Below are 24732 nucleotides of genomic sequence, written 5' to 3'. Positions count from 1 at the left end.
CGCGAATTGACGGAATCTTGGCCTTTTGCAGATAAAACGCCGTTCCGGGCAGGTCGTTGGGAAACACGCGGGAAATCGGAGAACGAGCATGCTTGCAGCGAAAAAGAATGAAATCGACGTTGCCGACACCATCTATTCCTATCTTGCAGACCGTTTTCCTGCCTATGCCCCCTTTTCCGCCGATACGCTGCTTCTCGAAGGAGGCGTGATCGATTCGCTCGGTTTTCTCGAGTTGATGGTCTTCCTCGGCGAGAGTTTCGGCATCATTCTCGATGACGAGCATTTCACGCCCGAAAATCTCGGCACGCCGGCCGATCTCGTCGCCTTCGTCCTCAGGGAACGGAGGAGATGACACCCCATTTCCTGCTGCACCACCTGCTTACCGCCCGCGCGGCAAGCGACGACCAGGCCCTCGTCCACAAGGACAGATCGCTGAGTTATCGCGACTTCGCCGCAGCGGCGGCCCGTTGCTCGGCGGCATTGCAGGAAGCCGGGGCGCAACGCGGAGACCGCGTCGTCATCTATCTGCCGCGCGGCATCGCGGAATGCTGGTCGATCTTCGGTGTGAGCATGGCGTCCGGCGTCTTCGTGCCGGTGAACGCATTGCTGAAGGCGCAGCAGATCCGCCATATCGTCAGCGATTGCGGCGCAAAAATCGTCATCAGCGACGCCGCGATGATGGATGAACTGAAAGCGGCACTGGAAGACCTTCCCGAGGTCACGGTGCTGCTGGCGGAAGAGATCGAAACCCGCGCGACAACGCCTGCCCGCCCTTCGGCGGCAATCGGCGAGGACCTCGCGGCGATCCTCTATACCTCCGGCTCCACCGGCTCGCCGAAGGGCGTGATGCTGTCGCACCGCAATCTTCTGGCCGGCGCGCGCATCGTGCGCACCTATCTGGCAATCACCGGCAGCGACCGCATTCTGTCCCTTCTGCCCTTCAGCTTCGATTATGGCCTGAACCAGCTGCTCACGGCGGTGGAACAGGGTGCGACCACGATCATCTCCACCTTCCGGCTGGGCGATGAGATCGTCCGTGATCTGCGCGACCATGCCGTCACGGGTCTCGCCGGCGTGCCGACCATCTGGGCGATCCTGACGAAAGCCGCCCCGTCGCTCACAAAGACGCCTCTGCCGCATCTGCGTTACATCACCAATTCCGGCGGGCGCGTGCCGCAGGAAACCGTCAAGGCGCTGCGCGAGAAGTTGCCGGATACGAAAATCTACCTGATGTACGGCCTCACGGAAGCCTTCCGCTCCACCTTCCTGCCCCCCGATGAAATCGACCGCCGCCCGACCTCCATCGGCAAGGCCATTCCCGAATGCGAAATCTTCATCGTCACCGCCGAGGGACACAGGGCAAAGCCGGGTGAGCCCGGCATTCTCGTGCATCGCGGCCCGACCGTCTCGCTGGGTTACTGGAACCGGCCGGAGGATACGGCAAAGGTACTGCGCCCTCACCCCTTCATTCCGGCGGCGCTGGGCGGCGAGACCGTGTGTTATTCCGGCGATCTGGCGGTGGAGGACGAGGATGGTTTCTTCAGTTTCGTCGCCCGCAACGATGCGATGATCAAATCGTCCGGCTATCGCATCAGCCCGACCGAGGTTGAGGAAAGCCTGATGTCGACAGGCCTTTTCCTTGAGGTCGCCGTCATCGGACTGCCCGACCCCTTCGCGGGCGAAAAGGTCCATGCCGTGGCGACTGCCGCCAACCAGAATATCGATGTAACGGCAGCACTTAAAAGGGCAGCCGAAATGCTCGCCCCCTTCATGATCCCGCGCGCCATCGAACTGGTGGAACGACTGCCGGTCACGGCCAATGGCAAAGTGGATTACCGCGCGCTGGTGCGCGAACGGACGGACAATGGCGCCAACGGATAAACCCCAGAACCACGGCCCGGCCTTTGCAGCCGCGTCTTTCGACATAAACGAGAACGATCTGATGATCGGCGGACTTCCCGTGCGCGATATTGTCGCCGCGACCGGAACACCGTGCTTCCTTTATGACGCCGCCGCCATGCGCCGCGCCTATCGCGATCTCGAAACCGCGCTCGACGGTTTTGCCGATATCTATTATTCGGTGAAGGCCAATCCCCTGCCCGCCATCGTCTCGCTTTTCCGGCAGGAAGGTGCGGGCGCGGAAATCGCTTCCGTCGGCGAATACCGCGCCGCCATCAAGGCTGGTGTCGCAGCGCAAAACATCATCTTCGCCGGCCCCGGCAAAGGCATGGCCGAGTTGCGCGAAGTGATCGAGGGCGGCATCGGCGAAATCCACATCGAAAGCGCCGAGGAAATCGGCCGCATCGAGGCGATCGGCATGCCGGTCAAGGCGTCGATCCGCATCAATCCAGTGCCGGACGCACAAGCGGGTGCGATGCGCATGGGCGGCAAGGCCACGGCCTTCGGTTTCGACGAGGAAGAACTCGAGACCGTCCTGCCGCTCTTCAAGGACGCCCGACATATCGATCTCGTCGGCGTCCATATTTACGGCGGCACGCAGATCCTTGATGCCAACATGCTTGTCTCCCAATGGAGACACGGCATTTCCCTTGCCGCGCGCATGGCCGAGATGCTCGGAAAGCCGCTCGAAACCATCGATCTCGGCGGCGGTCTCGGCATTCCTTATTTCGCAGGCGAAACGCCGCTCGATCTTGAAAAAGTCAGCGCCGCCATTCCCGATCTCAAGGCGCTCCTGAAGGCGCATCCGCTGATAACCGACGCCCATGTCATCGTTGAACCCGGCCGTTTCCTCGCCGGTCCCGGCGGCATCTATGTGGCGGAGGTGAATTCGGTAAAGACCTCGCGCGGCACCACCTTCGTGGTGATGGATGGCGGCATGCACCACCACCTCGCCGCATCCGGCAATCTCGGCCAGATCGTCAAGCGCAACTACCCCATCATCGCACCTGCCATGATGCAGGCGGAGCATGCGGAAACGGCAACCCTCGTCGGCCCGCTCTGCACACCGCTCGACACGCTTGCCCGCAATGCGACGCTACCCAAGCTCAAGGCCGGCGATCTCCTCGCCGTCCTGCAATCGGGCGCCTATGGCGCCAGCGCCAGCCCTGCGGGTTTTCTGAGCCATGCGGCGGCGAAGGAAGTGCTGGTGGAGAATGGGGTGTTTAAGGTGATCGGGCGCTGACGACGTTTGGTAGCGAAAACCGTAGCCGGCTTTCCTAAGGGCACACATTTGGCTGCTTAGCCCGGAGCTTCCTCCAACCTCCCTCATTTCTGTGACAAGTACAGAAATGAGGCAGACGACTAACCCCGCAGCAACCTGTCCCCCACCGCGAATTTCGATTTCAGCAGACACTCGTCATACTCCGCTTCGCCGACGGAATCGAACACGATACCGCCGCCGACATTGAAGACCGCACGGCCCTCGTCAAACAGGCTGAGCGTGCGGATCGCCACGGAGAACCGCATCTCACCATCTGGAGACATGAAGCCAATTGCGCCGCAATAGGCGTCGCGCGGGGTCGCTTCCAGCTCGCGCAGGATTTTCATCGCCCACATTTTCGGTGCGCCGGTAACGGAGCCGCAGGGAAACAGAGCGGCGAATATGTCTTCCACCGTCACGTCAGGCAGAAGTTTCGCCCGCACATGGCTGACCATCTGGTGCACGGTCGGGTAGGTTTCTATATCGAACAGCCGCGGCACATCAAGGCTGCCGACTTCGGTAATGCGGGAAATATCGTTGCGCAGCAGGTCGACGATCATGCGGTTTTCGGCGAGCGTCTTTTCGTCCGCCAGCATCGCCGCGACGATGGCCCGGTCTTCTTCCGCATCGGCCCCGCGCGGCGTCGTTCCCTTCATCGGATGGGTTTCGATGAAACCTTCCCCGTCGACCGAGAAGAACAGTTCTGGCGAACGCGACAGGATGACCGGGCCGCCGAGATCGACCAGCGCGCCATATTTCACCGGCTGCCGTTCGATCAGCGACCAGAAGGCCGTCAGCGGATCGCCGCTCCAGCGGGCATGAATGGGCATGGTCAGATTGCCCTGGTAACAGTCGCCGCGCCGCAGATGCCCGTGCAGCCGCGCGAAGCGCTGGCAATAGTCTTGAAGGGTCCATGCCGGCACGGGATCGGACAGAAAAGCATCCGCATCCGGCAGATTTGCCGGCCGCGCAAACCGCCCGCTATCCGGCAGCGGGACGGAAAAGACGCCGAAATTGAGAAACGGCACGTTGCGAGGCTCGTCCGCGAAAGGCGCAAGCTTCGGCTCGAACAGGAAACCCGCCTCGTAGGACATATAGCCGGCGAGGTATTTCCCGGCCCGGCGCAGCTCTTCCATGCGCTTGAGCGCAGCAAAAAACGACGCCGGTTCATCCGCGACGATGATCTCTTCCGGCTCGGTGAAGGCTGTCACCGTGCCGGTCGTGTCATCCCGGAAAAGAACGTAAGGCGCGTGTGCCAAGGAAAGCGTCCGAAACAGGAGAAAAACTCGGGAAGAGTCAGATGGGGTCTATATCGCCCCGCGCCCACATTTCGATGGTTTCCGCATAGAAATCGGCGAAACGGCCTTCCTCGATAGACTTGCGGATACCCTGCATCAGCTCCTGATAATAGGCAAGATTGTGCCAGGAGAGCAGCATGCCGCCCAGCGCCTCGTTGGCGCGGGTGAGATGGTGCAGATAGGCGCGGGAATAATCGCGCGAGGCCGGGCAGTTGGACTGCTCGTCCAGCGGGCGCATATCTTCGGCGTGGCGGGCATTGCGAATATTGACCTTGCCGCGACGGGTGAAGGCGAGACCATGGCGGCCGGAGCGGGTCGGCATCACGCAGTCGAACATGTCGATGCCGCGCGCCACCGATTTCAGGATGTCGTCCGGCGTGCCGACGCCCATCAGGTAACGCGGCTTTTCGGTGGGCAACACCGGCAGGGTGATATCGAGCATGCCGAGCATTACATCCTGCGGCTCGCCAACGGCAAGGCCGCCGACGGCATAACCCTTCAGATCAAGCTGCTTCAGTCCCTCTGCGGAACGAATGCGCAGGTCCGGCTGATCGCCGCCCTGCACGATGCCGAACATGGCCTTTCCGGGCTGCTCGCCAAAGGCGACGCGGCAGCGCTCGGCCCAGCGCAGCGACATTTCCATGGCGCGCTCGATTTCCTTGCGCTCGGCCGGCAGCGCGATGCATTCGTCGAGCTGCATCTGGATGTCGGAATCGAGCATGCCCTGAATTTCGATAGAGCGTTCCGGCGACATGTGGTGCAGCGAACCGTCCACATGGCTCTTGAAGGTCACGCCCTGCTCATCCAGCTTGCGCAGGCCGGAAAGCGACATCACCTGAAAACCGCCACTGTCGGTGAGGATCGGGTGTGGCCAGCGGATCAGCTCATGCAGGCCGCCAAGGCGGGCGACACGCTCCGGACCGGGCCGCAGCATCAGGTGATAGGTATTGCCGAGAATGATATCGGCCCCCAGCTCCCGCACCTGATCGAGATACATGGCCTTGACGGTGCCGACGGTGCCAACCGGCATGAAGGCGGGCGTGCGGATGACGCCGCGCGGCATGGCGACTTCGCCGAGGCGCGCACCGCCGCTCGTGGCTTTCAGGGTGAAGGTGAATTTGTCGTGCATCAGTTTTTCCGGAACAACAGGCTGGAATCGCCATAGGAATAGAAGCGGTATCCGGTTTCGATGGCGTGCTTATAAGCGTCACGCATCGTTTCGAGACCGCAGAAAGCCGAAACGAGCATAAACAGCGTCGATTTCGGCAGGTGGAAATTCGTCATCAGAATATCGACCGCACGGAAGCGATAACCGGGCGTGATGAAGATGCCGGTCGCATCGGACCACGGCTGGATGGTGCCATCCTCGGCAGCAGCACTTTCGATCAGGCGCAGCGACGTCGTGCCGACGCAGACGATGCGCCCGCCCCGCGCCTTCACCGCATTCAGCCGGTCAGCGGTTTCCTGGGAGACGTGGCCGATCTCGAAATGCATCTTGTGATCGTCGGTATCATCAGCCTTGACCGGCAGGAAGGTGCCTGCCCCGACGTGAAGCGTCACGAAATGCCGCTCGATACCGGCCTTGTCGAGCGCCGCAAACAGCTCGGGCGTGAAATGCAGGCCAGCGGTTGGCGCGGCAACCGCGCCCTTCTCGCGGGCATAGATGGTCTGGTAGTCGGTCTGGTCCTGCTGGTCCTCGGGCCGCTTGGCCGCTATATAGGGCGGCAAGGGAATATGGCCGACGGAGGCTATCGCCTCGTCCAGCACCGGGCCGGAGACGGCGAACAGCAGCGTGATTTCGCCGTCCTCGCCCTTTTCCTCGACGGTGGCTTCGAGATGGGCAAGGCCGCAAGCATTGTCGCGCTCGTAACCAAACCGGATGCGGTCGCCTTCCTTGATGCGCTTGCCGGGACGCGCGAAGGCCTTCCAGCGGGATTGATCGGCGCGCATGTGCAGCGTGGCCGAAACCGCCGTCTCCGGCGCGCCTTCGCGCAGCCTGACACCTTCGAGCTGGGCGGGGATGACGCGGGTGTCGTTGAAGACAAGCGCATCGCCGGGCCGCAGGAAGGACGGCAGATCGAAGACGCGATGGTCTTCCATGCGGTCTTGATTCGGATCGACCACCAGCAGGCGCGCGCTATCGCGCGGGTTCGCCGGGCGAAGGGCGATATTCTCCTCGGGCAGATCGAAATCGAACAGGTCTACGCGCATTGCAAGGGTCTTCCAGACATCAAAACTTTAAATGGCACGGTGATTTTGCGTTCCGCCGCACCCCGCCCACTCCCCTCATTCCTGTGCTTGTCATAGGAATCCAGCCGGCACGCGTCTGCGTGGCGAGAGAGCTTTTCCAGCCCAAAGACTTGGGCTGGCTGGATTCCTGTGACAAGCACAGGAATGAGGAAAGAAGGAAACGGCGCAAAGAATGGCAAGCGTCGAACCTGCCGCACGCATCCTCCACGTCACGCACCCTCAATAAACATCAAAACCCGCCTCGCATAGTCTGCGAGACGGGTCGAACTGCAATTGCCGACAATCAGGCCGCCGAAGCGAGCTTCATCGAAACGATCGAATCGGGATCCTTCACCGGCTCACCGCGCTTGACCTTGTCGATGGCTTCCATGCCTTCGATGACCTGGCCCCAGACGGTGTACTGCTTGTTGAGCCACGGGGAATCGGTAAAGCAGATGAAGAACTGCGAGTTGGCGGAGTTCGGGCTCTGCGAACGGGCCATGGAGCAGGTGCCGCGCACATGCGGAATGGCGGAGAATTCTGCCTTCAGGTCTTCCTTGTCGGAGCCGCCCATGCCGGCGCGGGCCGGGTTGAAGCTTTCGGAACCCTTCTTGCCGAACTTCACGTCGCCCGTCTGGGCCATGAAGTCTTCGATGACGCGGTGGAAAACGACGCCGTCATAGGCGCCTTCCGAGACGAGTTCCTTGATGCGGGCGACGTGGCCCGGCGCAACTTCAGGCAACAGCTGGATCACAACCGTGCCGGTCGTGGTTTCCATGATGATGGTGTTTTCCGGATCCTTGATCTCGGCCATGTTATTCTCCTCTGTTCGGGCTCTATTGCCCTACCTTACTTCTTGCCGACGGTGACCTTGATCATCCGGTCGGGGTTGGAAACTTCGCCGTTGCCGCCCTGCCCGCGCTTGATCTTGTCCACGGCTTCCATTCCGGACACGACCTTGCCGACCACGGTATATTGACCGTTCAGGAACGGGCCGTCGGCAAACATGATGAAGAACTGCGAATTGGCGGAATTCGGATCCTGCGAGCGGGCCATGCCGACCACGCCGCGCGTGAACGGAACCTTGGAAAATTCGGCCGGAATATCCGGCAGGTCGGAACCGCCCGTACCCGCGCGCTGGGCGCTGAAGCCCTTTTCCATGTTGCCGTATTGCACGTCGCCGGTCTGCGCCATGAAGCCGTCGATGACGCGGTGGAAGGCGACATTGTCATAAGCGCCTTTCTTGGCCAGCGCCTCGATCTGCGCAACGTGCTTGGGCGCAACTTCCGGCATCAGCTCGATGACGACAGGACCGTCCTTCAGCTGCACGGTCAAGAGTTCGGCTGCAGAAGCAAGGGTGCTGGCGGCAAGCGCACCTGCAAACATGGCGCCGGCAAAGGCAAATCGAACGAGTTTCATCGGATTGGCTCCAGAATATGAAGCTGAAGTCAGCGCTTCAGCTTGGCGTTGAGGGCTTCAAGCACGGCTTTCGGCACGAAAGCCTCGACATTGCCGCCCATGGCGGCGATTTGCCGGACCAATGTGGCTGTAATGGGTCGCGACGAGGTGCCGGCGGGCAGGAATACGGTCTGGATATCCGGCGCCATCTGGCGGTTCATGCCGGCCATCTGCATTTCATAATCGAGATCGGTGCCGTCGCGCAGGCCGCGCAGCAGAAGGCGTGCGCCGTGCTTTCGGGCGGCGTCGACGACCAGATTATCAAAGGCGACGACTTCCATGCGCGCCGCTTCACCCGGCAGATGTGCGGCAAGCGCCTGCATTATCAGCCCTGCCCGTTCCTCGAAGCTGAATAGCGGCGTTTTTCCGGGATGAATGCCAACGGCCACGATGACTTTCGACGCCACGTTCAGCGCCTGGAGAAGCACATCCAGATGTCCGTTGGTCATCGGATCGAAGGATCCTGGATAAAAGGCAATCGTCATATCGCTCTCAGGTGGTGGGCGCGTCTCGACGCTTCGACATATGTGCCGCCTTTTGTCATGGAGAGGCACGCCGCGCAAGACTTTATAACCATCCCTCACAAGCGCGGCTGCGGCGTGAACCCCCGATGAATGGGCCGTTCAGCGCGGTTTCACAGCTATTTTGTTTAAATGCACGGCATCGGGAAACCGAAACGCCCCTCACTCGTTAAGCATCTGGAGAATTAAAAATGCTGGCCTTCATGATCGTCCTTTCGATCATCGCTTCATTCGCAGCCGAGTATCTTTTCCTCGAATGACGGCCTTGGCCAGCTTCCTGAACGCCAGATGAACGAGCCATTCAAGGAAGTTTCACAGGCGCGATGCTAATCGATTTTTACGGTTGACGCGGAACATGTCGAGGCATGGTGCGTTAAGAAAGAACCAAAGGAACGGACAGATGTTTATAAGAGAAAAACAGTCTACGTCGGCGAAAATCAGCGTCATCAGCACAGCTTGGACAGTGCTGGTTATCGCAATGGTAGCAACGACGTTTAGCCTTTATGAGCACAAGTCTGAAACGCAGGGACCGAACTATCCGCAGCTGACCGCCCGCTACCAGTATATGAATTATTACTGAGTAACGGGGAAATTCCCTCAAATCTCCCGGAGACGATATCATGTTTACATTTCTGACGATGCTTCTGGCCCTGATCAGCGTAATGTTCGTGACGTCGATGATCTCCGTTGTCGCCGAGATGCGGCGCGAGGATGAGGAATTCAAGGCGATGATCCGCCGGGACCGCGCCTTCTGAGCACGACTTGTCGGCTTCAAGCTGTTGCCGGAATGATTCTTTTCAGCCGCCTGGACTGTCCGGGCGGTTTTGTTTTGCCAATTCCTCAGCGATACCCACCCTCATTCCTGTTCCCCGGAACAGGAATGAGGGTGTAGAGGCAGCCTATATCCATCCGTTGCGCCCATTTCGACGCGTCCAATCACAGAACCGTTTTCAAAACGCCGTTTTTCCAAGGCAAATTCCCTTCAATTTCCGTTTGGATTGATTTAAGGAACGCCGATACGTTGCGGGCCGGATAGCCGGCGACCGCAATGACGTTCCTGTGAGGTTTGCATAACGATGCTCGATTCCCTGAGAAATGCTTCTCGAACCATGGCAGCCAAGCTGCTGCTTCTCCTGCTTGTTGTTTCGTTCGGCGTCTGGGGCGTCTCCGCATCGCTTGTCACCTCCAATTCCCACGCCGTCATGACGGTGGGTGACCAGACGGTGAGCCCGCAGGAATTCCGCCTTGCCTATCAGCGCCAGATTTCCGATCTCAGCCGTCAATTCGGAACAAGGCTGACGACCGAGCAGGCCAAGGCCTTCGGCATTGATCGTCAGGTCTTTAGCCAGCTTGCGGCGGGCGCAGCACTTGACGAACTGGCCTCAAAAATGAATCTCGGCCTTTCGGAAGACCGCCTCGCGAACCTGATCGCCGAAGACCCGGCCTTCAAGTCGGTCAACGGCCAGTTCGATCGCAATCTCTTCAGCGAACGCCTGCGCAATTCGGGGTTCCGCGAGGATGACTATATCAAGGAACGCAGCAAGGTCGCCGTCCGAAGCCAGATCGTCGAAGCCGTGTCGGACGGTTTTACCGCGCCGCAGGTCCTGGTGGATGCGTTGAAACAATATCGCAACGAGCAGCGCGCCGTCGATTACGTCATTCTTTCGAACGCCGTCATTCCTCCCGTCAAGGCGCCGGGCGACGACGTGCTTGCGCCCTGGTTCGAAACCAACAAGGCGAAATATCGCGCACCGGAATTCCGCAAGTTCACCTATGTGAAGCTGGAACCATCCGATATCGCAGAACCGGCCTCGGTTACCGATGCGCAGATTGCCGATTATTATAACAGCCACAAGGATAGCTTCCGCACCGCCGGCCGCCGCACGGTTGAACAGCTGACCTTTACGGACAAGGAAATGGCCGCCGCCGCCGCCGAACAGATCAGGCTTGGCAATACCACCTATGATCAGGTGGTGAAGGATCAGGGCAAGACCGCTTCCGACGTCACGCTCGGCGAATTCACCAGGGACACCATTCCCGACCAGTCGATTGCCGACGCCGCTTTCGCCATCCAGAAGGATGGCGGCGTATCTCCGGTGGTCGACGGCTCTTTCGGCCCGGTCATCCTGCGCGTCACCGGCATCAAGCCGGAAACGACCCGCACGCTGGAAGAGGCGAAGGAAGATATCCGCAAGGATCTCGCCACGGCCGCCGCCGCCGAAGAAATCATCAATGTTCATGACCGGTATGAAGACCTGCGCGCCGGCGGTTCTTCGCTCGCCGACGCTGCCCAGCAGCTGAACCTGAAACCCGTCACCATCGCCGCCATCGACGCGTCCGGCCTCGATGAAAAGGGTGATAAGGTTGAGGGCCTGCCCTCCCCGCAGCTGGCGCAGGAGGTCTTCAAGACCGAACCCGGGACGGAAGCGCTGCCGATCAATCTCGGCCGTGAAGGCTACATCTGGTTCGATGTCGACCAGATCATCCCCGCCCGCGACCGCACGCTTGCCGAAGTCCGCGACGATGTCGTGGCCGACTGGACGGCGGAACAGCAGCGCAACGCGCTTGCCGCCAAGGCCGAAGAACTGAAAACGCGCGTCGAAAAGGGCGAGACGCTGGAAGCAGTAGCCGGTGAGTTGAGCCTCGCCGTCGAACAGAAGTCCGGCCTGCGCCGCAACAGCGAAGACGCTATTTTCGGCCAGCAGACGATAGCGGCGGTCTTCTCCGGCGCAGAGGGCAAGGTGGGCGAGGCGGCTGATGCCGACGGTTCCAGCCGTATCCTCTTCAAGGTCACCGCGGTTGACACAAATGCGCCTGCCGATGCGCTCGCCAATGACGACCAGCAGTTCGCCGCCATTGCCCGCGCCGCCGGCGACGACATGCTGGACCAGATGGTCAACCGCCTGCAGAATGACTATGGTGTCACCATCAACCAGGCCCTCGCCGATCAGGCGATGGTCGGTTTCTAACCGAGGGGCGAGAAATGGCCGAACTGAAGCCGCTGATCGCCAAGGTCGCGAACGGAGAAAGCCTGAACCGCGAGGATGCGCGCACGGCTTTCGACATTCTGATGTCGGGCGAAGCAACACCGTCACAGATCGGCGGTTTCCTGATGGCGCTGCGCGTGCGCGGGGAAACGGTGGACGAAATCGTCGGTGCCGTCTCCTCCATGCGTTCCCGCATGTTGCCGGTTTCGGCCCCCGCCAACGCCATTGATATCGTCGGCACGGGTGGGGACGGCATCGGCACCTATAATATCTCGACGCTGGCTTCCATCATCGTCGCCGGTACGGGCCTGCCGGTTGCCAAGCACGGCAACCGGGCGCTGAGCTCCAAATCAGGGACGGCGGATGCGCTCTCGGCACTTGGCGTGAAGCTCGATATCGGTCCCGATCTCATCGCCCGCTGCATCGCGGAGGCTGGCCTCGGTTTCATGTTCGCGCAGCTTCACCACTCGGCCATGCGCCATGTCGGCCCGAGCCGCGTCGAACTCGGCACGCGCACCATCTTCAACCTGCTCGGCCCTCTCTCCAACCCGGCCGGCGCAAAACGTCAGCTGCTTGGCGTCTTTTCGCCGCGCTGGCTGGTGCCGCTTGCCGAAGTACTGCGCGATCTGGGTTCGGAAAGCATCTGGGTCGTGCATGGCGACGGCATGGACGAGGTGACGACGACGGGCGTTACCCATGTGGCGGCGCTGGAAGACGGCAAGATCCGCACTTTCGACCTGACGCCGAAGGATTTCGGTGTCGAGCCCGCTTCCATGGAAGACCTGAAGGGCGGCGACGGCATTGCCAATGCGGCGGCGCTGCGCGAGGTTCTTTCCGGCAAGCGCAACGCCTATCGTGACGTGTCGCTGTGCAATGCGGCTGCAGCGCTGGTCATTGCCGGCAAGGCGGAAACGCTTACCGACGCGATGGCGATCGTCAGCGAGGCGCTGGACAGCGGCAAGGCCGCAGCAGCGCTCGACCGTCTGGTCGCCGTGTCCAACGAGGCCACCTTAGGTCAGGAATGAGAGCGAGATCATGAGCGACATTCTGAAAAAGATCGAGGCTTACAAGCTCGAGGAAATCGCCGCCGCCAAGGCGAAGGTTTCGCTGGCCGACCTGAAGGCGATGGCCGCCGGCCAGAGCGCGCCGCGCGGTTTCTACAGGGCGCTGAAGGCAAAGCAGGCAGAAGGCAAGTTCGGCCTGATCGCCGAAATCAAGAAGGCCAGCCCCTCGAAAGGCCTCATTCGTCCGGATTTCGATCCGCCGGCGCTGGCCGCCGCCTATGAAGCCGGTGGCGCCGCCTGTCTTTCGGTTTTAACGGATAAGCCAAGCTTTCAGGGCGCACCGGAATTCCTGACCGCCGCCCGCAATGCCTGCGCCCTTCCCGCGCTGCGCAAGGATTTCATGTTCGACACCTATCAGGTGCACGAAGCCCGTGCCTGGGGTGCAGACTGCATTCTCCTGATCATGGCCTCACTTTCCGACGACGAGGCGAAACGTCTTGAAGACGAGGCTTTCGCGCTCGGCATGGATGTGCTGATCGAAGTGCATGATGAGGAAGAAACGGAACGCGCGCTGAAGCTCGCTTCGCCGCTTCTCGGCATTAACAACCGCAACCTGCGCACCTTCGAAGTCAGCCTTGAAACCAGCGAAAAACTGGCGGGCCTCGTGCCGGCGGAAAAGCTGCTGGTCGGCGAAAGCGGCATCTTCACCTTCGAGGATTGTAAGCGTCTCGAAAAAAGCGGCATCAGCACCTTCCTCGTCGGCGAAAGCCTGATGCGCAAGGACGATGTGACAGCGGCGACCAAAGCCCTTCTGACCGGCCAATCCGGCATTATGGCAGCGGAATAAGACGCCAATGAGCGAGGCTGGAAAGCTGACCCATATCGATGCCGGCGGCGAAGCGCATATGGTCGATGTCGGAGACAAGGCCGAAACCGTCCGTGTCGCAGTGGCCGAAGGTTTCGTGAAGATGAAGCCGGAAACGCTGGCGCTCATCCGCGAGGGCAACGCCAAGAAGGGCGATGTCATCGGCACCGCACGCCTCGCCGGCATCATGGCCGCCAAACAGACGGCAAACCTCATCCCGCTCTGCCATCCGCTGATGCTGACCAAGGTGGCGGTGGACATTGCCGAAGACGCCACCCTGCCCGGCCTGCGGGTCGAAGCGCTGGTGAAACTGTCCGGCAAGACCGGCGTGGAGATGGAAGCGCTGACCGCCGTCTCCATCGCCTGCCTGACGATCTATGACATGGCGAAAGCCGCCGACAAGGCGATGGAGATCGTCAATATCCGTCTGCTCGAAAAGAGCGGCGGTAAATCCGGCGATTTCCGGCGACAGGAGAATTGAATGAAACCGCTGCTGCCCGTGGATGAAGCCATAAGGCGCCTTCTGGAAGCGGCGGTTCCTGTAGCGGAAAGCGAGACCCTGCCGCTTGCCGAATGTGATGGCCGGGTTCTTTCGACCGATCTGGCGGCGCGCCTTACTCAACCGCCCTTCGACGCCTCGGCCATGGACGGCTACGCGCTGCGCAGCGCCGATGCGGCCGATATCGGCTCGGTGTTGACCGTCATCGGGCAGGCCGCCGCCGGCCATGCCTTTACCGGCGCGGTGAGTGAAGGCCAGGCCGTGCGCATCTTCACCGGCGCGCCCGTGCCGCAGGGTGCGGATACCATTCTCATTCAGGAAGACGCCGAAGTGCTGGAGGGCGGAAAAATCCGCACCGCCTTCGACGTCACCGCTGGGCGACATATCCGCCCGCGCGGACAGGATTTTACCGAAGGCGAAGCGGCCCTGAAGGCCGGTCGGGAACTCGGCTTCACCGACCTGACGCTGGCGGCCGCGATGAACCATGCCACGCTCACCGTCTATCGCAGGCCCCGTATCGCCATCCTCGCCACCGGCGATGAGTTGCTGCCGCCGGGAAGCGCACCGCAGCCCGCGCAGATCATCGCCTCCAACACCTTCGGCGTCGCAGCCCTTGCCCGGCAGGCCGGGGCCGAGGTTATCGATCTCGGCATCGTCGCCGATGATGACAGGCTGATCCGCGCCGCCATCGGCAAGGCCGTCGCGGCGAAGGTCGATGTGCTGGTGACGCTCGGCGGCGCTTCCGTCGGCGACCATGACCTCGTGCAGGCAGCCTTGAAGGCGGAAGGCATGCAGCTTGATTTCTGGCGCATCGCCATGCGTCCGGGAAAACCGCTGATGGTCGGCGCCATCGGCTCCATGCAGGTTCTGGGCCTGCCCGGAAACCCGGTTGCCAGCCTTGTCTGCGGCCTGCTGTTCCTGGAACCGCTGATCCGCACCATCGCCCGCCGCGCGCCCCTGCAACGAGCGGCGACCGCCCGCACCGCCACACCACTGAAAGCGAATGATCACCGGCAGGATTATCTGCGCGCCCGTTTCAGCACGGACGAAAACGGCCTGCTGGTGGCGCAAGTCCATGCAAAGCAGGATTCATCGATGATGAAGATATTGGCCCATTCCGACGGGCTGCTCGTGCGCCCGCCAAATGCGCCAGCAGCGGCGGCCGGGACAGAATGCCCGGTCATCCGGCTGAAATCCTGACGCTCGGGCGATACGCACGGATTACGACCGGCCGCATAACTGGCCTTTTTCTGAATCTTGCCGAATGATTGCCGCGCCGTCCCAAAACAGCGCTGCCGCGTCCCGCATGGCGCAGGAACCCAAGATAAGACTGTAACATTCCTGTATCCCGACACGAATGACAAAAAAAGCCGCCTATAGGCAGGATCGCGCGGAATTAAAAAACCACCATGCCTTTCCGCGCCGGGATTATTTCTCCATCTTGTTGTACCAAAATAAACCACACGAATCCCGTTATTGGGATTGACAGAATAAATGCGATGCTGTCACCAAGACGAATAATAGAGGGAAAAAGTTCCGGAATTCTCAAAAATGAAAATTACTTATATTTATCAATTAAATAAAATACAAATTGGCAGAAATGAAGTTTCATGGCACAAAAATTAGTTTCCCATAAATTAAGCTTTCCAAAACGAACTTCATAATAATAATCATAGTCGATAAGCAGACTCACTGGAGTTTCTTGATGAACACGGCATCCACGCCCAAAACCACGGGGCCCGACATTGCCGGGCAGATTGCCTATGCCATGCGGAGCATGGGTGTTTCGCCGATCCCGCGTAACTATAGTCTCTTTTACGAAGCCTATATCGGTTCGAACCCTGCCCTGACGAAGGAGCTGGCCGCGCTTGGACACCGGGTGACGCAGGAGGATCTGGACGAGCTGTCCTCCCGCTATGGAGAAGGCAATCCCGCCCGGTCGCTCGACGACGCGCATGAGAAGCTCAGGCGCGAACTGGAGGGCCTTCTGGGAACGCTGAGGCGCGAACAATCCTCCATCGAAAACTACAACCGGATTCTCGGTGAAACGCGTCAGCGCATCGATGACAAGAACGCCGCCAGCAGCAATATTTTAAGGAATGCGATTTCGCTGCTGGCCGAGGCCACTGGCTCGAAAATCATCGACGGCGAAAAGACCTTCAACGATGTCAACCGCCATGCCGAGGAAATGCACCAGGTGCGTCTGGAGCTGGATGAGTACAAGCGCATCGCCAATACGGATTCGCTGACGCGCCTTTCCAACCGACGCGCCTTCGACGACCGGCTGGCATCCATCTATGACAGCTCCATCGGCCTGCAATATACCACGCTCGTCCTGCTCGATATCGATCACTTCAAGCGCATCAACGACACTTTCGGCCACCCGGTCGGCGACAAGATCCTCGCCACCGTCGCCTCCGTCATCCGCGCCAATGTCCGCAAGGATGGTTTCGTGGCCAGAAGCGGCGGTGAAGAATTCGCCATCATTCTGGATGGCAATACGCCGGAAGAGGTGATGGTGATGTGCGAGCGCATCCGCCTGTCGCTGGAAAGCACGCCCTTCCGCAATTCGAGATCGGGCGCTGACTACGGCACGGTCACAATCTCCCTCGGCTTCGCTTCCGCCGCGCAGGCCAGCAACCCGAGCGAGCTTTACGGCCATGCAGACACCGCGCTCTATCATGCCAAGGAAACCGGCCGAAACCGCTCCGTCTATTACGAGGACGGCATGCAGAAGAACTATGCGGGCAAGAACTGGCTGATTTATCGGACGTGAAAATTAGAGGGCAGCAGCCGTTCCGTTGACGCCCTCATTCCTGTGCTCGTCACAGGAATCCAGCCAGACCAAGTCCTTGGGCTGAGAAGACTCTTCCCGCCGCGCAGACACGCGTCGATTAAATTCCTGTGACAAGCACAGGAATGAGGGCGGGGTGACGCAAGTGCATGCCCTTTAAATGCCAACCTGTTGCTGCGGCAATTGATGCCTCACCACATGGTCTTTGCCGCCCGCGCCGCCCATTCCCGATCATAAGTCTCCTGATCGAACTCCGCCTTCGCCGCCTTGAGCATGGTGCCGGGCGTCGGCAGCGATGCCACATCGACGAAACTGGCGGGGTTCCACAGTTCGGAGCGCATCAGCGCCCGTGCACACTGGAAATAGACCTCGTTTATCGTCACCACGATGACGGTGCGCGGATGTTTGCCATCCATCTCGAAGCTCTGCAACAACCCCGTATCGACGGAAACCACCGCGTGGCCATTGATGCGCATGGTCGTGTTGGAACCGGGGATCAGGAACATCAGCGCCACCCGTGGGTCGCGCACGATGTTCAGAAGCGAATCGATGCGGTTGTTGCCACGCCAGTCCGGCAACAGCACGGTCCTGTCATCGGCCACCCGCACCACGCCACCCTTGTCGCCGCGCGGTGAACAGTCCATGCCTTCAGGCCCCACCGTCGCCAGCGCGAGGAAGGGCGATGCCTCGATCATCTGCCGGTATTCCGCCGTCAGTGTCGCCGTCACCTTGGCGACCGAGGCTTCGCTCGTGCCGTCATAGATGGCCTTCAGTTCCTCAACCGTGCGAATGATAGTCATGTCAGTTCAATCCCTCGAAATCATGCTGCGCCGCCAACGGGCGCAATCCCCTACTCTTCCGCCGCTTCCGCCTTTTCCCGCTCGGCCCGCTCGCGCGCGGTGCGGGCGGCAACGAGGTCGGCCGGCTGGGCGTTGCCGCGGATCAGCGAACGGCCGGCATAGATGCCGCCGACGACTTCCATGGCGAAACGTTCCTCGTCGCGGTCGCGGAATTCCTCCACCAGACGGGCTGCGTCTTCACGCTCCTCGCCCATGGCACCCAGCACTTCCTCGCTGAAATTCAGCGCCGATTCCAGCGTCTCACGAATCTGGTAGTCGACGCCCGCCTTGAGCAGATCAATGGCATGGCCGCGGTCGTAAGCACGGGCGAGAACCGGAACCAGCGGAAATTCGTGTTTGACGATCTCTGCGATCCGCACAGCAGCTTCCTTGTCATCGACGCAAATAAGTACCGCGCGTGCCGTGCTGGCACCGGCGGCATGCAGGATTTCCGCCCGCGAACCGTCGCCATAATAGACCTTGAAGCCGAATTCCGCCGCATCGCGCACGAAGTCGGCGTCCTTGTCGATCAGTGACAGCGTATAACCGCGCGCCAGAAGCGGCTGGCTGACGATCTGGCCGAAACGCCCGAAGCCGATCAGCAGAATGCTGCCCTCGACATTTTCAGGCACGTCGAGATCGTCGGTATTGGGAACCGCCGCCGGCACCAGCCGGTCATGCAGGATAACCATCAGCGGCGTCAGCACCATGGAGATGATGATGGTCGCCGTGAGGATGGCGTTCGCCTCCCGGTCGAGAATGCCGGCGCTGACGGCGGCCGAATAGAGCACGAAGGCGAATTCGCCACCCTGCGCCATCAGCACCGCCCGTTCCAGGCTTTCGCGCCGGGTGGTGCCGAGCGCCCGCGCCACGCCATAGATCAGGAAGGCCTTGAGCAGCATATAGCCCACAACGCTGATGACCACGAGCTGCCAGCTGGAGGCGATGACGGCAAGATCGATCGCCATGCCGACACCGAGGAAAAACAGGCCGAGCAGAATGCCGCGAAACGGCTCAATATCCGCTTCCAGCTGATGGCGGAAGGAGGATTCCGACAGCAGCACGCCGGCCAGAAAGGCCCCCATGGCCATGGAAAGGCCGCTCACCTGCATCAGAAGCGCCGAACCCAGCACCACCAGCAGCGCGGCGGCCGTCATCACTTCCCGCGCGCCGGAAGCCGCGAGCAGCCGAAAGAACGGATTGAGAAGATAACGCCCGGCAAGGATGAGCGCACCGACGGCGGCAAGCGCGATGCCGACGGAAACCCAGCGCTCCGACGCCGTCACATGTTCGCCGCCCGAACCGAGGAAGGCGACAAGCGCCAGCAGCGGCACGATGGCCAGATCCTCAAACAGCAGGATGGCGATGATGCGCTGCCCTTTCAGGCTCGACATGCTGTTGCGCTCCTGCAGCATCTGCATGACGATGGCCGTCGAGGTCAGCACGAAACCGGTGCCGGCGACGAACGACATGATGACGGGAAAACCGAGACCGACCCCGATCAATGTCAGGCCCGCCATGCAGACCAGCACCTGAAGCGCACCCAGCCCGAAAATATCCTGCCGCATCGACCACAGCCGCGACGGTTGCATCTCAAGGCCGATGATGAACAGGAACATCACCACGCCGAGTTCCGCTATATGCAGAATGGCCTGCGAATCGGAAAAGAAACCGAGACCATAAGGCCCGATCACGAGGCCGGCGGCCAGATAACCGAGCACCGAGCCGAGACCGATGCGCTTGAAGATCGGCGCAGCGACAACGCCTGCCGCCAGAAGCACGACCACCTGGGCCAGATCATTTCCGTTCGCTTCTACAGCCACACGCCACCCCGCTGAAAATCGATAAGACGAGGGTGTTCCCTCCCTCACTTCCTAGCGCATCGGTGTGAAAAGCGAAAACGATTTTACTGAAGGACGATGCACAGATTCAACGGGTTATTTGTCCCTCAGGCATGCGGGCCTCGGATGCAGCTGTCCTCCTCCCCTCATTCCTGCGCTTGTCACAGGAATGAGGGTGGGTCCGCAGGCCTTGCGTCCGTCTACCGGTATCGCGGCTCTCTGCTCAAGCCCTTTTCAGTAAGCTCCCGCTCATAATCCGCAAACAGCGCATCGCCGGTCTCACCCAGTTCCTTCAGATATTTCCAGGTGTAGATGCCGCTATCGTGGCCATCGTCAAAGATGATGCGCACCGCATAATTGCCGGTGGCGACCATGGAGCGGATGGCGACATCGCGTTTTCCGGGCACCGTGACCTTTTGTCCCGGCCCGTGGCCCTGCACTTCGGCCGAGGGAGAAAGGACGCGCAGCATCTCGGCTCGGAGACGATAAACGCTGCCGTCATCAAAAGAGACGGTCAGTTCGCGCCGGTCTTTCGACACAAGCAGCTCGGTCGGCCAGGCATCACTCATTTTTCACTTCCGCAAGCTCGTCATATGCGTCAGAATTACGAACTTGCCTCACGATAGGCAAGCCACTACATCACCTGATAGAGCACACATTCGGCGCGTGTGCCAGGCGCGAGGCGCAGTGAGGATGGAGACGTGAACGGTTTCTCCGGTTCGCTTGAAAAAGCGAAAACCCTGACGGAAAACAGCACACCGATGGTGGACCCCTTCGGCCGCTCCATCACCTATCTGCGTGTCTCGGTCACCGACCGCTGCGATTTCCGCTGTACCTATTGCATGTCCGAGCACATGACCTTCCTGCCCAAGAAGGACCTTCTGACGCTTGAAGAACTCGACCGGCTCTGTTCCGTCTTCATAACGCGCGGCGTGCGCAAGCTGAGGCTGACCGGCGGTGAACCGCTGGTGCGCAAGAACATCATGTCGCTGGTGAAAAACCTTGGCCGCCACATTGAAACCGGTATGCTGGAAGAGCTGACGCTGACGACAAACGGCTCACAGCTCGCCAAATTCGCCGACGAGCTTGCCGATTGCGGGGTGCGCCGCATCAACGTGTCGCTCGATACGCTCGACCGCGATAAGTTCCGCCATATCACCCGCTGGGGCGATCTCGACCGCGTCATGGAAGGGCTCGACGCCGCCCAGGCCGCGGGCATCAAGGTCAAGCTGAACGCGGTGGCGCTGAAGGACTTCAACGACGCCGAGATTCCCGATCTCATGCGTTTTGCCCATGGTCGCGGCATGGACCTGACGGTCATCGAAACCATGCCGATGGGCGAGATAGAGGAAGACCGGACAGACCGCTACCTGCCGCTTTCGCAGTTGCGCGCCGATCTGGAAAAGAGCTTCACGCTCATCGACAGCGATTACCAGACCGGCGGTCCCGCCCGTTACGTGACGGTGAAGGAAACCGGAGGCCGGATGGGCTTCATCACGCCGATGACGCATAATTTCTGCGAAAGCTGCAATCGCGTCCGCCTCACATGCACCGGCACGCTTTATATGTGCCTGGGCCAGGATGACGCCGCTGACCTGCGCACCGCGCTGCGCGCCTCCGACAGCGACGCCTATCTTTCCAGCGCTATCGATGAAGCCCTTCTGCGCAAGCCGAAAGGGCATGATTTCATCATCGACCGCACCCACAACCGGCCTGCCGTCTCCCGCCATATGAGCGTGACCGGCGGCTGAGCGAAGGCTGAAACTGTTTCTCGTCCACCCACCCATATAAACGGTTGAAATGCCGGCTGTGGCGTGCCACGTCTCTTTGCATGGAGGAATGCGTGGTCACGCCCGAAAGGCGGCCCAAATCGCCCCGAAAGGGCGGCCGGAAAACCGCGCATGGTCTGGGATATTTTGGAATGGCATTGACGGACAATACGCGCGGCGCCCTTTTCATGGCGCTCGCCATGGCAAGCTTCACGGCCAATGACGCCCTGACGAAGTCCGTCACCCCCTATATCAACACCGGCCAGATCATGTTCGTCCGCGGCATCATAACGGTGGTGCTGATCTACATTGCCGCCCGCCATTTCGGTGCGCTCCGGCCGCTGAAAACCCTCATGCGCCCCATCATCATCCTGCGCTGTCTCTGCGAGGTGACTGCGGCCGTGCTCTATCTGACGGCGCTCGGCCTCATCGAATTTTCCAATGCCTCGGCCATATTGCAGTCCCTGCCCCTGGTGGTGACGCTGGGTGCGGCGCTGTTTCTACGCGAACCGGTGGGCTGGCGACGCTGGATGGCGATCATCGTCGGCTTTATCGGCGTGCTCGTCATCATCAGGCCCGGCCCGGAAGGCTTCACGCCGGGGGCGCTTCTGGTCGTCGCATCGCTCACCGTCACCGCCGCGCGCGATCTGCTGACGCGGAAAATGTATGCCGATGTGCCCTCGCTCGCCATCACGGTCATTACCGCCTTCGTCAACATGGCGGTGGGCGGCCTGCTGATCGCGCCCTTCGGCGGCTGGCAGCCGATGAATTTCATGATCCTTTCGCATCTCGCCGGTTCCGCCATCCTGGTACTTGTAGGCTACCAGGCGATCATTCTCGCCATGAGATCGGGCGAAATCTCCTTCGTCGCGCCGTTCCGCTACACCAGCCTGCTCTGGGGTTTCATGATCGGCGTGTTCTTCTTCAATGAAAAGATCGACAATTACACCATCATCGGCGCCATGATCGTCATCGGTTCAGGCCTCTACACCTTCTACCGCGAAAGCCTGCGCAAGCGCTCGCAGATGGCCAAGCGCGCAGCCGCCACACCCACCGCCGCGACCACGGTACGGCCGGCTTCCGTTACGAAAGCTGCCGTAACGGACGAGGCGGGAGAATGACATGAACAGCGGCCGTTTTCTGGACAGGACCACCCCGCCCCACATCATCACGCTGGTCGTCATTGCCGGCGTCGCGGCGTTGTGCATGAATGTGTTCTTGCCCTCGCTTGCCACCATGGCGGTTTATTTCGAGACCGACTACGCGGTGATGCAATTTGCCGTTTCGGGTTATCTTGCCGCCACCGCCTGCCTGCAGCTCATCATCGGCCCGCTTTCCGACCTTTTCGGGCGCCGCCCGGTCATGCTGGCCAGCATCGCCATCATGATCGTCGCAACGCTCGTCTGCATGCTCGCGCCCAACATCACCGTCTTCATGATCGGGCGCGTTGCGCAGGCGGCCGTCGTTTCCGGCTTTGTGCTGGCGCGCGCCATCGTGCGCGACATGGTGCCGATGGAACAGGCGGCCTCGATGATCGGATACGTGACCATGGGCATGTCCGTGGTGCCGATGGTGGGGCCGACGGTTGGCGGGCTGCTCAACGACATTTCCGGCTGGCAGTCGAGCTTCGCCCTCCTCTCCCTGCTCGGCGTCAGCATTCTGGTGCTAGCCTGGTTCGATCTCGGTGAAACCAACCAAAATAAGTCGGCGAGCTTTTCGCAGCAGTTTCACGCCTGGCCGGAACTTCTGCGCTCGCCGCTCTTCTGGGGTTATGCGCTGACCTCTACCTTCTCGTCAGGCATGTTCTTCTCCTTCCTAGGCGGCGCACCCTTTGTCGGCAGCGTGCTTTACGGACTCGCGCCGGCCATGCTCGGCCTGCAATTCTTCTTCATGGCCAGCGGTTACATGCTCGGCAACTTCATCTCCGGCCGTTATGCCCGCGAAATCGGCATTACCCGCATGATGCTGTCGGGCAATGTCATCGCCATTGCGGGCATCGCCACGACCATGCTGCTGATCTCCGCCGGGGCGGAAAGCGCCTATGCGTTTTTCGTGCCGCTTGCCTTGATCGGCGTCGGTAACGGCGTGACGCTGCCGAGCGCCAATGCCGGCATGGTCAGCGTCCAGCCGCATCTGGCCGGTTCCGCCTCCGGCCTCGGCGGCGCGATGACCATCGGCGGCGGCGCAGCGCTCTCGTTGCTCGCCTCCTCGGTCCTGTCCAGGGAGGACGGAACCTGGCCGCTTCTTCTGGTGATGCTGGCGACCGGCCTTGTCGCCCTCCTCACCACCTATATCGTAAGGCTGCAGGAACAGCGGGAATGACGGCCCCTTTCGAAATACCAGGTCTTGTGCTCGCCGGCGGGCTTTCGCGGCGCATGGGCAGCAACAAGGCGATGATGCAATTGGGCGATACGCCCCTCATCTCCCATGTCATCAACCGCATCGCACGGCAGGTCTCAGACGTCACCATCAATGCCGCCAATGGCTGGGCGGAGAGTTTCGGCCTGCCGCTGCTTCCCGATACGCTGAGCGGCCATGCCGGGCCGCTTGCCGGCATTCTGGCCGGCATGCGCCATTTCCAGCGCCGCAAGGATGCGCCCAGCCACTTCTTGACGGCGCCCGCCGACAGCCCGTTTTTCCCCGACGATCTCGTGGCGCGGCTTTGCGAACACCTGTCAGACGATGCGGTCGTCATCGCCGCCTCCAGCGGCCAGCTTCACCCGGTTTTTGCGCTGTGGCCGCTGGCGCTGGCCGACGATCTCGAGGCGTGGCTGAAGAACGATGAAAACCGGCGCATCCGCGCCTATCTCGCCCGGCACGTCACCATCGGCGTGGCCTTCCCGCCGCTGGAAACGGCAAAGGGCAGCCTCGATCCGTTCTTCAACATCAACACGCCGGATGAACTGGCGCTGGCGCGCAGCTATCTGGAGAACCTGGAGTAATGACGGAACAAAAGGTCTTCGGCATCGCCGGCTGGAAGAACTCGGGAAAGACCGGCCTTGCGGTCCGTATCGTCACCGAGCTGACGGCGCGCGGCTACCGCGTCTCCACCATCAAGCACGCCCATCATGATTTCGATATCGACAAGGTCGGAGCCGACAGCTGGCGTCACCGGCAGGCGGGCGCGCACGAAGTCACCATCGTCTCCGGCACCCGCTTCGCCATCATGCATGAATTGCGCGGCGAACCGGAACCCTCCTTCGAGGACATCCTCTCCCGCCTCGCCCCCTGCGATCTCGTGCTGATCGAGGGTTATAAATACGAGCCGGTGCCGAAGATCGAGGCGCGCCGACTGGAAGCGGCCAAGACCGAACCGCTCGCGCCGCTCGATCCGCATATAATCGCCATTGCTGCCGATCATGACGTGGCGGACACGACGTTGCCCGTTTTCGATCTCGATGATACCGGCGCCATTGCCGATTTCATCGAGAAGACGGTGGGACTGGTGAGGCAGTAGCGACGTTTCCG

At 60.9% G+C, this 24732-nt stretch carries 24 protein-coding genes; 15 read left to right on the top strand and 9 right to left on the bottom strand.

Annotated elements, in window-relative coordinates; translation table 11 throughout:
* Positions 1 to 88: 88 nt before the first annotated feature.
* Genes AGR1_RS05405 through AGR1_RS05395 form a run of 3 tightly spaced genes read left to right on the top strand, consistent with a single transcriptional unit; the run spans position 89 to position 3142 of the window.
* The gene (locus AGR1_RS05405; protein WP_080790642.1) at positions 89 to 352 is read left to right on the top strand and encodes an acyl carrier protein; all 264 of its coding nucleotides are present in this window, start codon (positions 89 to 91) and stop codon (positions 350 to 352) included.
* Positions 349 to 1881 (top strand): AMP-binding protein, encoded by a 1533-nt coding sequence (locus AGR1_RS05400; RefSeq protein ID WP_149146377.1) that lies wholly within the window; start codon positions 349 to 351, stop codon positions 1879 to 1881. The genes AGR1_RS05405 and AGR1_RS05400 overlap by 4 nt, the downstream gene beginning before the upstream one ends.
* Positions 1865 to 3142 (top strand): type III PLP-dependent enzyme, encoded by a 1278-nt coding sequence (locus tag AGR1_RS05395; protein ID WP_187772047.1) that lies wholly within the window; start codon positions 1865 to 1867, stop codon positions 3140 to 3142. The genes AGR1_RS05400 and AGR1_RS05395 overlap by 17 nt, the downstream gene beginning before the upstream one ends.
* Before the next feature lie 119 nt (positions 3143 to 3261).
* On the opposite strand, the gene AGR1_RS05390 is transcribed toward AGR1_RS05395, so the two are convergent.
* The 6 genes from AGR1_RS05390 to coaD form a co-directional block, all read right to left on the bottom strand.
* On the bottom strand, positions 3262 to 4419 hold the full coding sequence (locus AGR1_RS05390) for an aminodeoxychorismate synthase component I (RefSeq protein WP_149146376.1): 1158 nt from the start codon (positions 4417 to 4419) through the stop codon (positions 3262 to 3264).
* A gap of 37 nt (positions 4420 to 4456) precedes the next feature.
* Complete coding sequence (gene tgt / locus AGR1_RS05385; RefSeq protein WP_031233875.1) at positions 4457 to 5587, bottom strand: tRNA guanosine(34) transglycosylase Tgt; 1131 nt, start codon at positions 5585 to 5587, stop codon at positions 4457 to 4459.
* Positions 5587 to 6669, bottom strand: coding sequence for a tRNA preQ1(34) S-adenosylmethionine ribosyltransferase-isomerase QueA (gene queA / locus AGR1_RS05380; protein ID WP_149146375.1), 1083 nt, complete (start codon positions 6667 to 6669; stop codon positions 5587 to 5589). The genes tgt and queA overlap by 1 nt, the downstream gene beginning before the upstream one ends.
* A 322-nt stretch (positions 6670 to 6991) precedes the next feature.
* The gene (locus AGR1_RS05375) at positions 6992 to 7501 is read right to left on the bottom strand and encodes a peptidylprolyl isomerase (protein ID WP_149146374.1); all 510 of its coding nucleotides are present in this window, start codon (positions 7499 to 7501) and stop codon (positions 6992 to 6994) included.
* A gap of 35 nt (positions 7502 to 7536) precedes the next feature.
* Positions 7537 to 8106 carry a peptidylprolyl isomerase gene (locus AGR1_RS05370; RefSeq protein ID WP_077982177.1) on the bottom strand — a complete coding sequence of 190 codons (570 nt, stop codon included), beginning with the start codon at positions 8104 to 8106 and terminating at the stop codon, positions 7537 to 7539.
* A gap of 29 nt (positions 8107 to 8135) precedes the next feature.
* The gene (gene coaD / locus AGR1_RS05365) at positions 8136 to 8630 is read right to left on the bottom strand and encodes a pantetheine-phosphate adenylyltransferase (protein WP_149146373.1); all 495 of its coding nucleotides are present in this window, start codon (positions 8628 to 8630) and stop codon (positions 8136 to 8138) included.
* Between the two features lie 656 nt (positions 8631 to 9286).
* Here coaD and AGR1_RS30090 point away from each other — a divergent pair.
* The 7 genes from AGR1_RS30090 (at position 9287) to AGR1_RS05325 (ending at position 16797) form a co-directional block, all read left to right on the top strand.
* Positions 9287 to 9421, top strand: coding sequence for a hypothetical protein (locus AGR1_RS30090; protein WP_256387174.1), 135 nt, complete (start codon positions 9287 to 9289; stop codon positions 9419 to 9421).
* 321 nt (positions 9422 to 9742) lie between these two features.
* Positions 9743 to 11635: a peptidyl-prolyl cis-trans isomerase gene (locus tag AGR1_RS05350; RefSeq protein WP_149146372.1), complete on the top strand. Its 1893-nt coding sequence runs from the start codon at positions 9743 to 9745 to the stop codon at positions 11633 to 11635.
* Between the two features lie 14 nt (positions 11636 to 11649).
* Complete coding sequence (trpD, locus tag AGR1_RS05345; RefSeq protein ID WP_080790629.1) at positions 11650 to 12678, top strand: anthranilate phosphoribosyltransferase; 1029 nt, start codon at positions 11650 to 11652, stop codon at positions 12676 to 12678.
* Positions 12679 to 12688: 10 nt separating this feature from the next.
* Positions 12689 to 13504, top strand: coding sequence for an indole-3-glycerol phosphate synthase TrpC (gene trpC / locus AGR1_RS05340; RefSeq protein ID WP_149146371.1), 816 nt, complete (start codon positions 12689 to 12691; stop codon positions 13502 to 13504).
* A 7-nt stretch (positions 13505 to 13511) separates the two neighbouring features.
* Positions 13512 to 14003, top strand: coding sequence for a cyclic pyranopterin monophosphate synthase MoaC (moaC, locus tag AGR1_RS05335; RefSeq protein WP_080790626.1), 492 nt, complete (start codon positions 13512 to 13514; stop codon positions 14001 to 14003).
* A complete protein-coding gene (gene glp / locus AGR1_RS05330) occupies positions 14004 to 15221 on the top strand; it encodes a gephyrin-like molybdotransferase Glp (protein ID WP_149146370.1) in 1218 nt (405 codons plus the stop codon).
* A gap of 505 nt (positions 15222 to 15726) precedes the next feature.
* Positions 15727 to 16797 (top strand): GGDEF domain-containing protein, encoded by a 1071-nt coding sequence (locus tag AGR1_RS05325; protein WP_080790622.1) that lies wholly within the window; start codon positions 15727 to 15729, stop codon positions 16795 to 16797.
* A gap of 209 nt (positions 16798 to 17006) precedes the next feature.
* Here AGR1_RS05325 and AGR1_RS05320 read toward each other — a convergent pair whose 3' ends face one another.
* The 3 genes from AGR1_RS05320 to AGR1_RS05310 form a co-directional block, all read right to left on the bottom strand.
* A complete protein-coding gene (locus AGR1_RS05320; RefSeq protein WP_149146369.1) occupies positions 17007 to 17615 on the bottom strand; it encodes a pyridoxamine 5'-phosphate oxidase family protein in 609 nt (202 codons plus the stop codon).
* Positions 17616 to 17665: 50 nt separating this feature from the next.
* Positions 17666 to 19477, bottom strand: a complete 1812-nt coding sequence (locus AGR1_RS05315; protein ID WP_080790617.1) for a monovalent cation:proton antiporter-2 (CPA2) family protein — start codon at positions 19475 to 19477, stop codon at positions 17666 to 17668.
* Between the two features lie 218 nt (positions 19478 to 19695).
* A complete protein-coding gene (locus AGR1_RS05310; RefSeq protein WP_149146368.1) occupies positions 19696 to 20064 on the bottom strand; it encodes a DUF971 domain-containing protein in 369 nt (122 codons plus the stop codon).
* A gap of 132 nt (positions 20065 to 20196) precedes the next feature.
* On the opposite strand from AGR1_RS05310, the gene moaA reads away from it, so the two are divergent.
* The 5 genes from moaA to mobB all read left to right on the top strand — a co-directional run bounded on the left by moaA (position 20197) and on the right by mobB (position 24721).
* A complete protein-coding gene (moaA, locus tag AGR1_RS05305; RefSeq protein WP_149146367.1) occupies positions 20197 to 21246 on the top strand; it encodes a GTP 3',8-cyclase MoaA in 1050 nt (349 codons plus the stop codon).
* Between the two features lie 170 nt (positions 21247 to 21416).
* On the top strand, positions 21417 to 22385 hold the full coding sequence (locus AGR1_RS05300) for a DMT family transporter (RefSeq protein ID WP_149146366.1): 969 nt from the start codon (positions 21417 to 21419) through the stop codon (positions 22383 to 22385).
* A 1-nt stretch (position 22386) separates the two neighbouring features.
* Positions 22387 to 23586: a multidrug effflux MFS transporter gene (locus AGR1_RS05295; RefSeq protein ID WP_149146365.1), complete on the top strand. Its 1200-nt coding sequence runs from the start codon at positions 22387 to 22389 to the stop codon at positions 23584 to 23586.
* Entirely contained in the window at positions 23583 to 24206 is a 624-nt protein-coding gene (mobA, locus tag AGR1_RS05290) for a molybdenum cofactor guanylyltransferase MobA (protein ID WP_149146364.1), read from the top strand. The genes AGR1_RS05295 and mobA overlap by 4 nt, the downstream gene beginning before the upstream one ends.
* Entirely contained in the window at positions 24206 to 24721 is a 516-nt protein-coding gene (mobB, locus tag AGR1_RS05285; RefSeq protein ID WP_080790607.1) for a molybdopterin-guanine dinucleotide biosynthesis protein B, read from the top strand. Before mobA ends, mobB begins: the two co-directional genes overlap by 1 nt.
* Positions 24722 to 24732: the final 11 nt, after the last annotated feature.

The sequence above is a fragment of the Agrobacterium sp. B1(2019) genome, assembly GCF_008274755.1.
GTDB classification, from domain to species: Bacteria; Pseudomonadota; Alphaproteobacteria; order Rhizobiales; family Rhizobiaceae; genus Agrobacterium; species Agrobacterium salinitolerans.
This window is presented reverse-complemented; position numbering and strand designations above follow the sequence as displayed.

Excerpts from the sequence above, each read along its gene's own strand:
- AGR1_RS05405 (WP_080790642.1), top strand. The coding sequence starts at position 89 with ATGCTTGCAGCGAAAAAGAATGAAATCGACGTTGCCGACACCATCTAT.
- AGR1_RS05400 (WP_149146377.1), top strand. The coding sequence starts at position 349 with ATGACACCCCATTTCCTGCTGCACCACCTGCTTACCGCCCGCGCGGCA.
- AGR1_RS05395 (WP_187772047.1), top strand. The coding sequence starts at position 1,865 with ATGGCGCCAACGGATAAACCCCAGAACCACGGCCCGGCCTTTGCAGCC.
- tgt (WP_031233875.1), bottom strand. The coding sequence starts at position 5,587 with ATGCACGACAAATTCACCTTCACCCTGAAAGCCACGAGCGGCGGTGCG.
- queA (WP_149146375.1), bottom strand. The coding sequence starts at position 6,669 with ATGCGCGTAGACCTGTTCGATTTCGATCTGCCCGAGGAGAATATCGCC.
- AGR1_RS05375 (WP_149146374.1), bottom strand. The coding sequence starts at position 7,501 with ATGGCCGAGATCAAGGATCCGGAAAACACCATCATCATGGAAACCACG.
- AGR1_RS05370 (WP_077982177.1), bottom strand. The coding sequence starts at position 8,106 with ATGAAACTCGTTCGATTTGCCTTTGCCGGCGCCATGTTTGCAGGTGCG.
- coaD (WP_149146373.1), bottom strand. The coding sequence starts at position 8,630 with ATGACGATTGCCTTTTATCCAGGATCCTTCGATCCGATGACCAACGGA.
- AGR1_RS30090 (WP_256387174.1), top strand. The coding sequence starts at position 9,287 with ATGTTTACATTTCTGACGATGCTTCTGGCCCTGATCAGCGTAATGTTC.
- AGR1_RS05350 (WP_149146372.1), top strand. The coding sequence starts at position 9,743 with ATGCTCGATTCCCTGAGAAATGCTTCTCGAACCATGGCAGCCAAGCTG.
- trpD (WP_080790629.1), top strand. The coding sequence starts at position 11,650 with ATGGCCGAACTGAAGCCGCTGATCGCCAAGGTCGCGAACGGAGAAAGC.
- trpC (WP_149146371.1), top strand. The coding sequence starts at position 12,689 with ATGAGCGACATTCTGAAAAAGATCGAGGCTTACAAGCTCGAGGAAATC.
- moaC (WP_080790626.1), top strand. The coding sequence starts at position 13,512 with ATGAGCGAGGCTGGAAAGCTGACCCATATCGATGCCGGCGGCGAAGCG.
- glp (WP_149146370.1), top strand. The coding sequence starts at position 14,004 with ATGAAACCGCTGCTGCCCGTGGATGAAGCCATAAGGCGCCTTCTGGAA.
- AGR1_RS05325 (WP_080790622.1), top strand. The coding sequence starts at position 15,727 with ATGAACACGGCATCCACGCCCAAAACCACGGGGCCCGACATTGCCGGG.
- AGR1_RS05320 (WP_149146369.1), bottom strand. The coding sequence starts at position 17,615 with ATGACTATCATTCGCACGGTTGAGGAACTGAAGGCCATCTATGACGGC.
- AGR1_RS05310 (WP_149146368.1), bottom strand. The coding sequence starts at position 20,064 with ATGAGTGATGCCTGGCCGACCGAGCTGCTTGTGTCGAAAGACCGGCGC.
- AGR1_RS05300 (WP_149146366.1), top strand. The coding sequence starts at position 21,417 with ATGGCATTGACGGACAATACGCGCGGCGCCCTTTTCATGGCGCTCGCC.
- AGR1_RS05295 (WP_149146365.1), top strand. The coding sequence starts at position 22,387 with ATGAACAGCGGCCGTTTTCTGGACAGGACCACCCCGCCCCACATCATC.
- mobA (WP_149146364.1), top strand. The coding sequence starts at position 23,583 with ATGACGGCCCCTTTCGAAATACCAGGTCTTGTGCTCGCCGGCGGGCTT.
- mobB (WP_080790607.1), top strand. The coding sequence starts at position 24,206 with ATGACGGAACAAAAGGTCTTCGGCATCGCCGGCTGGAAGAACTCGGGA.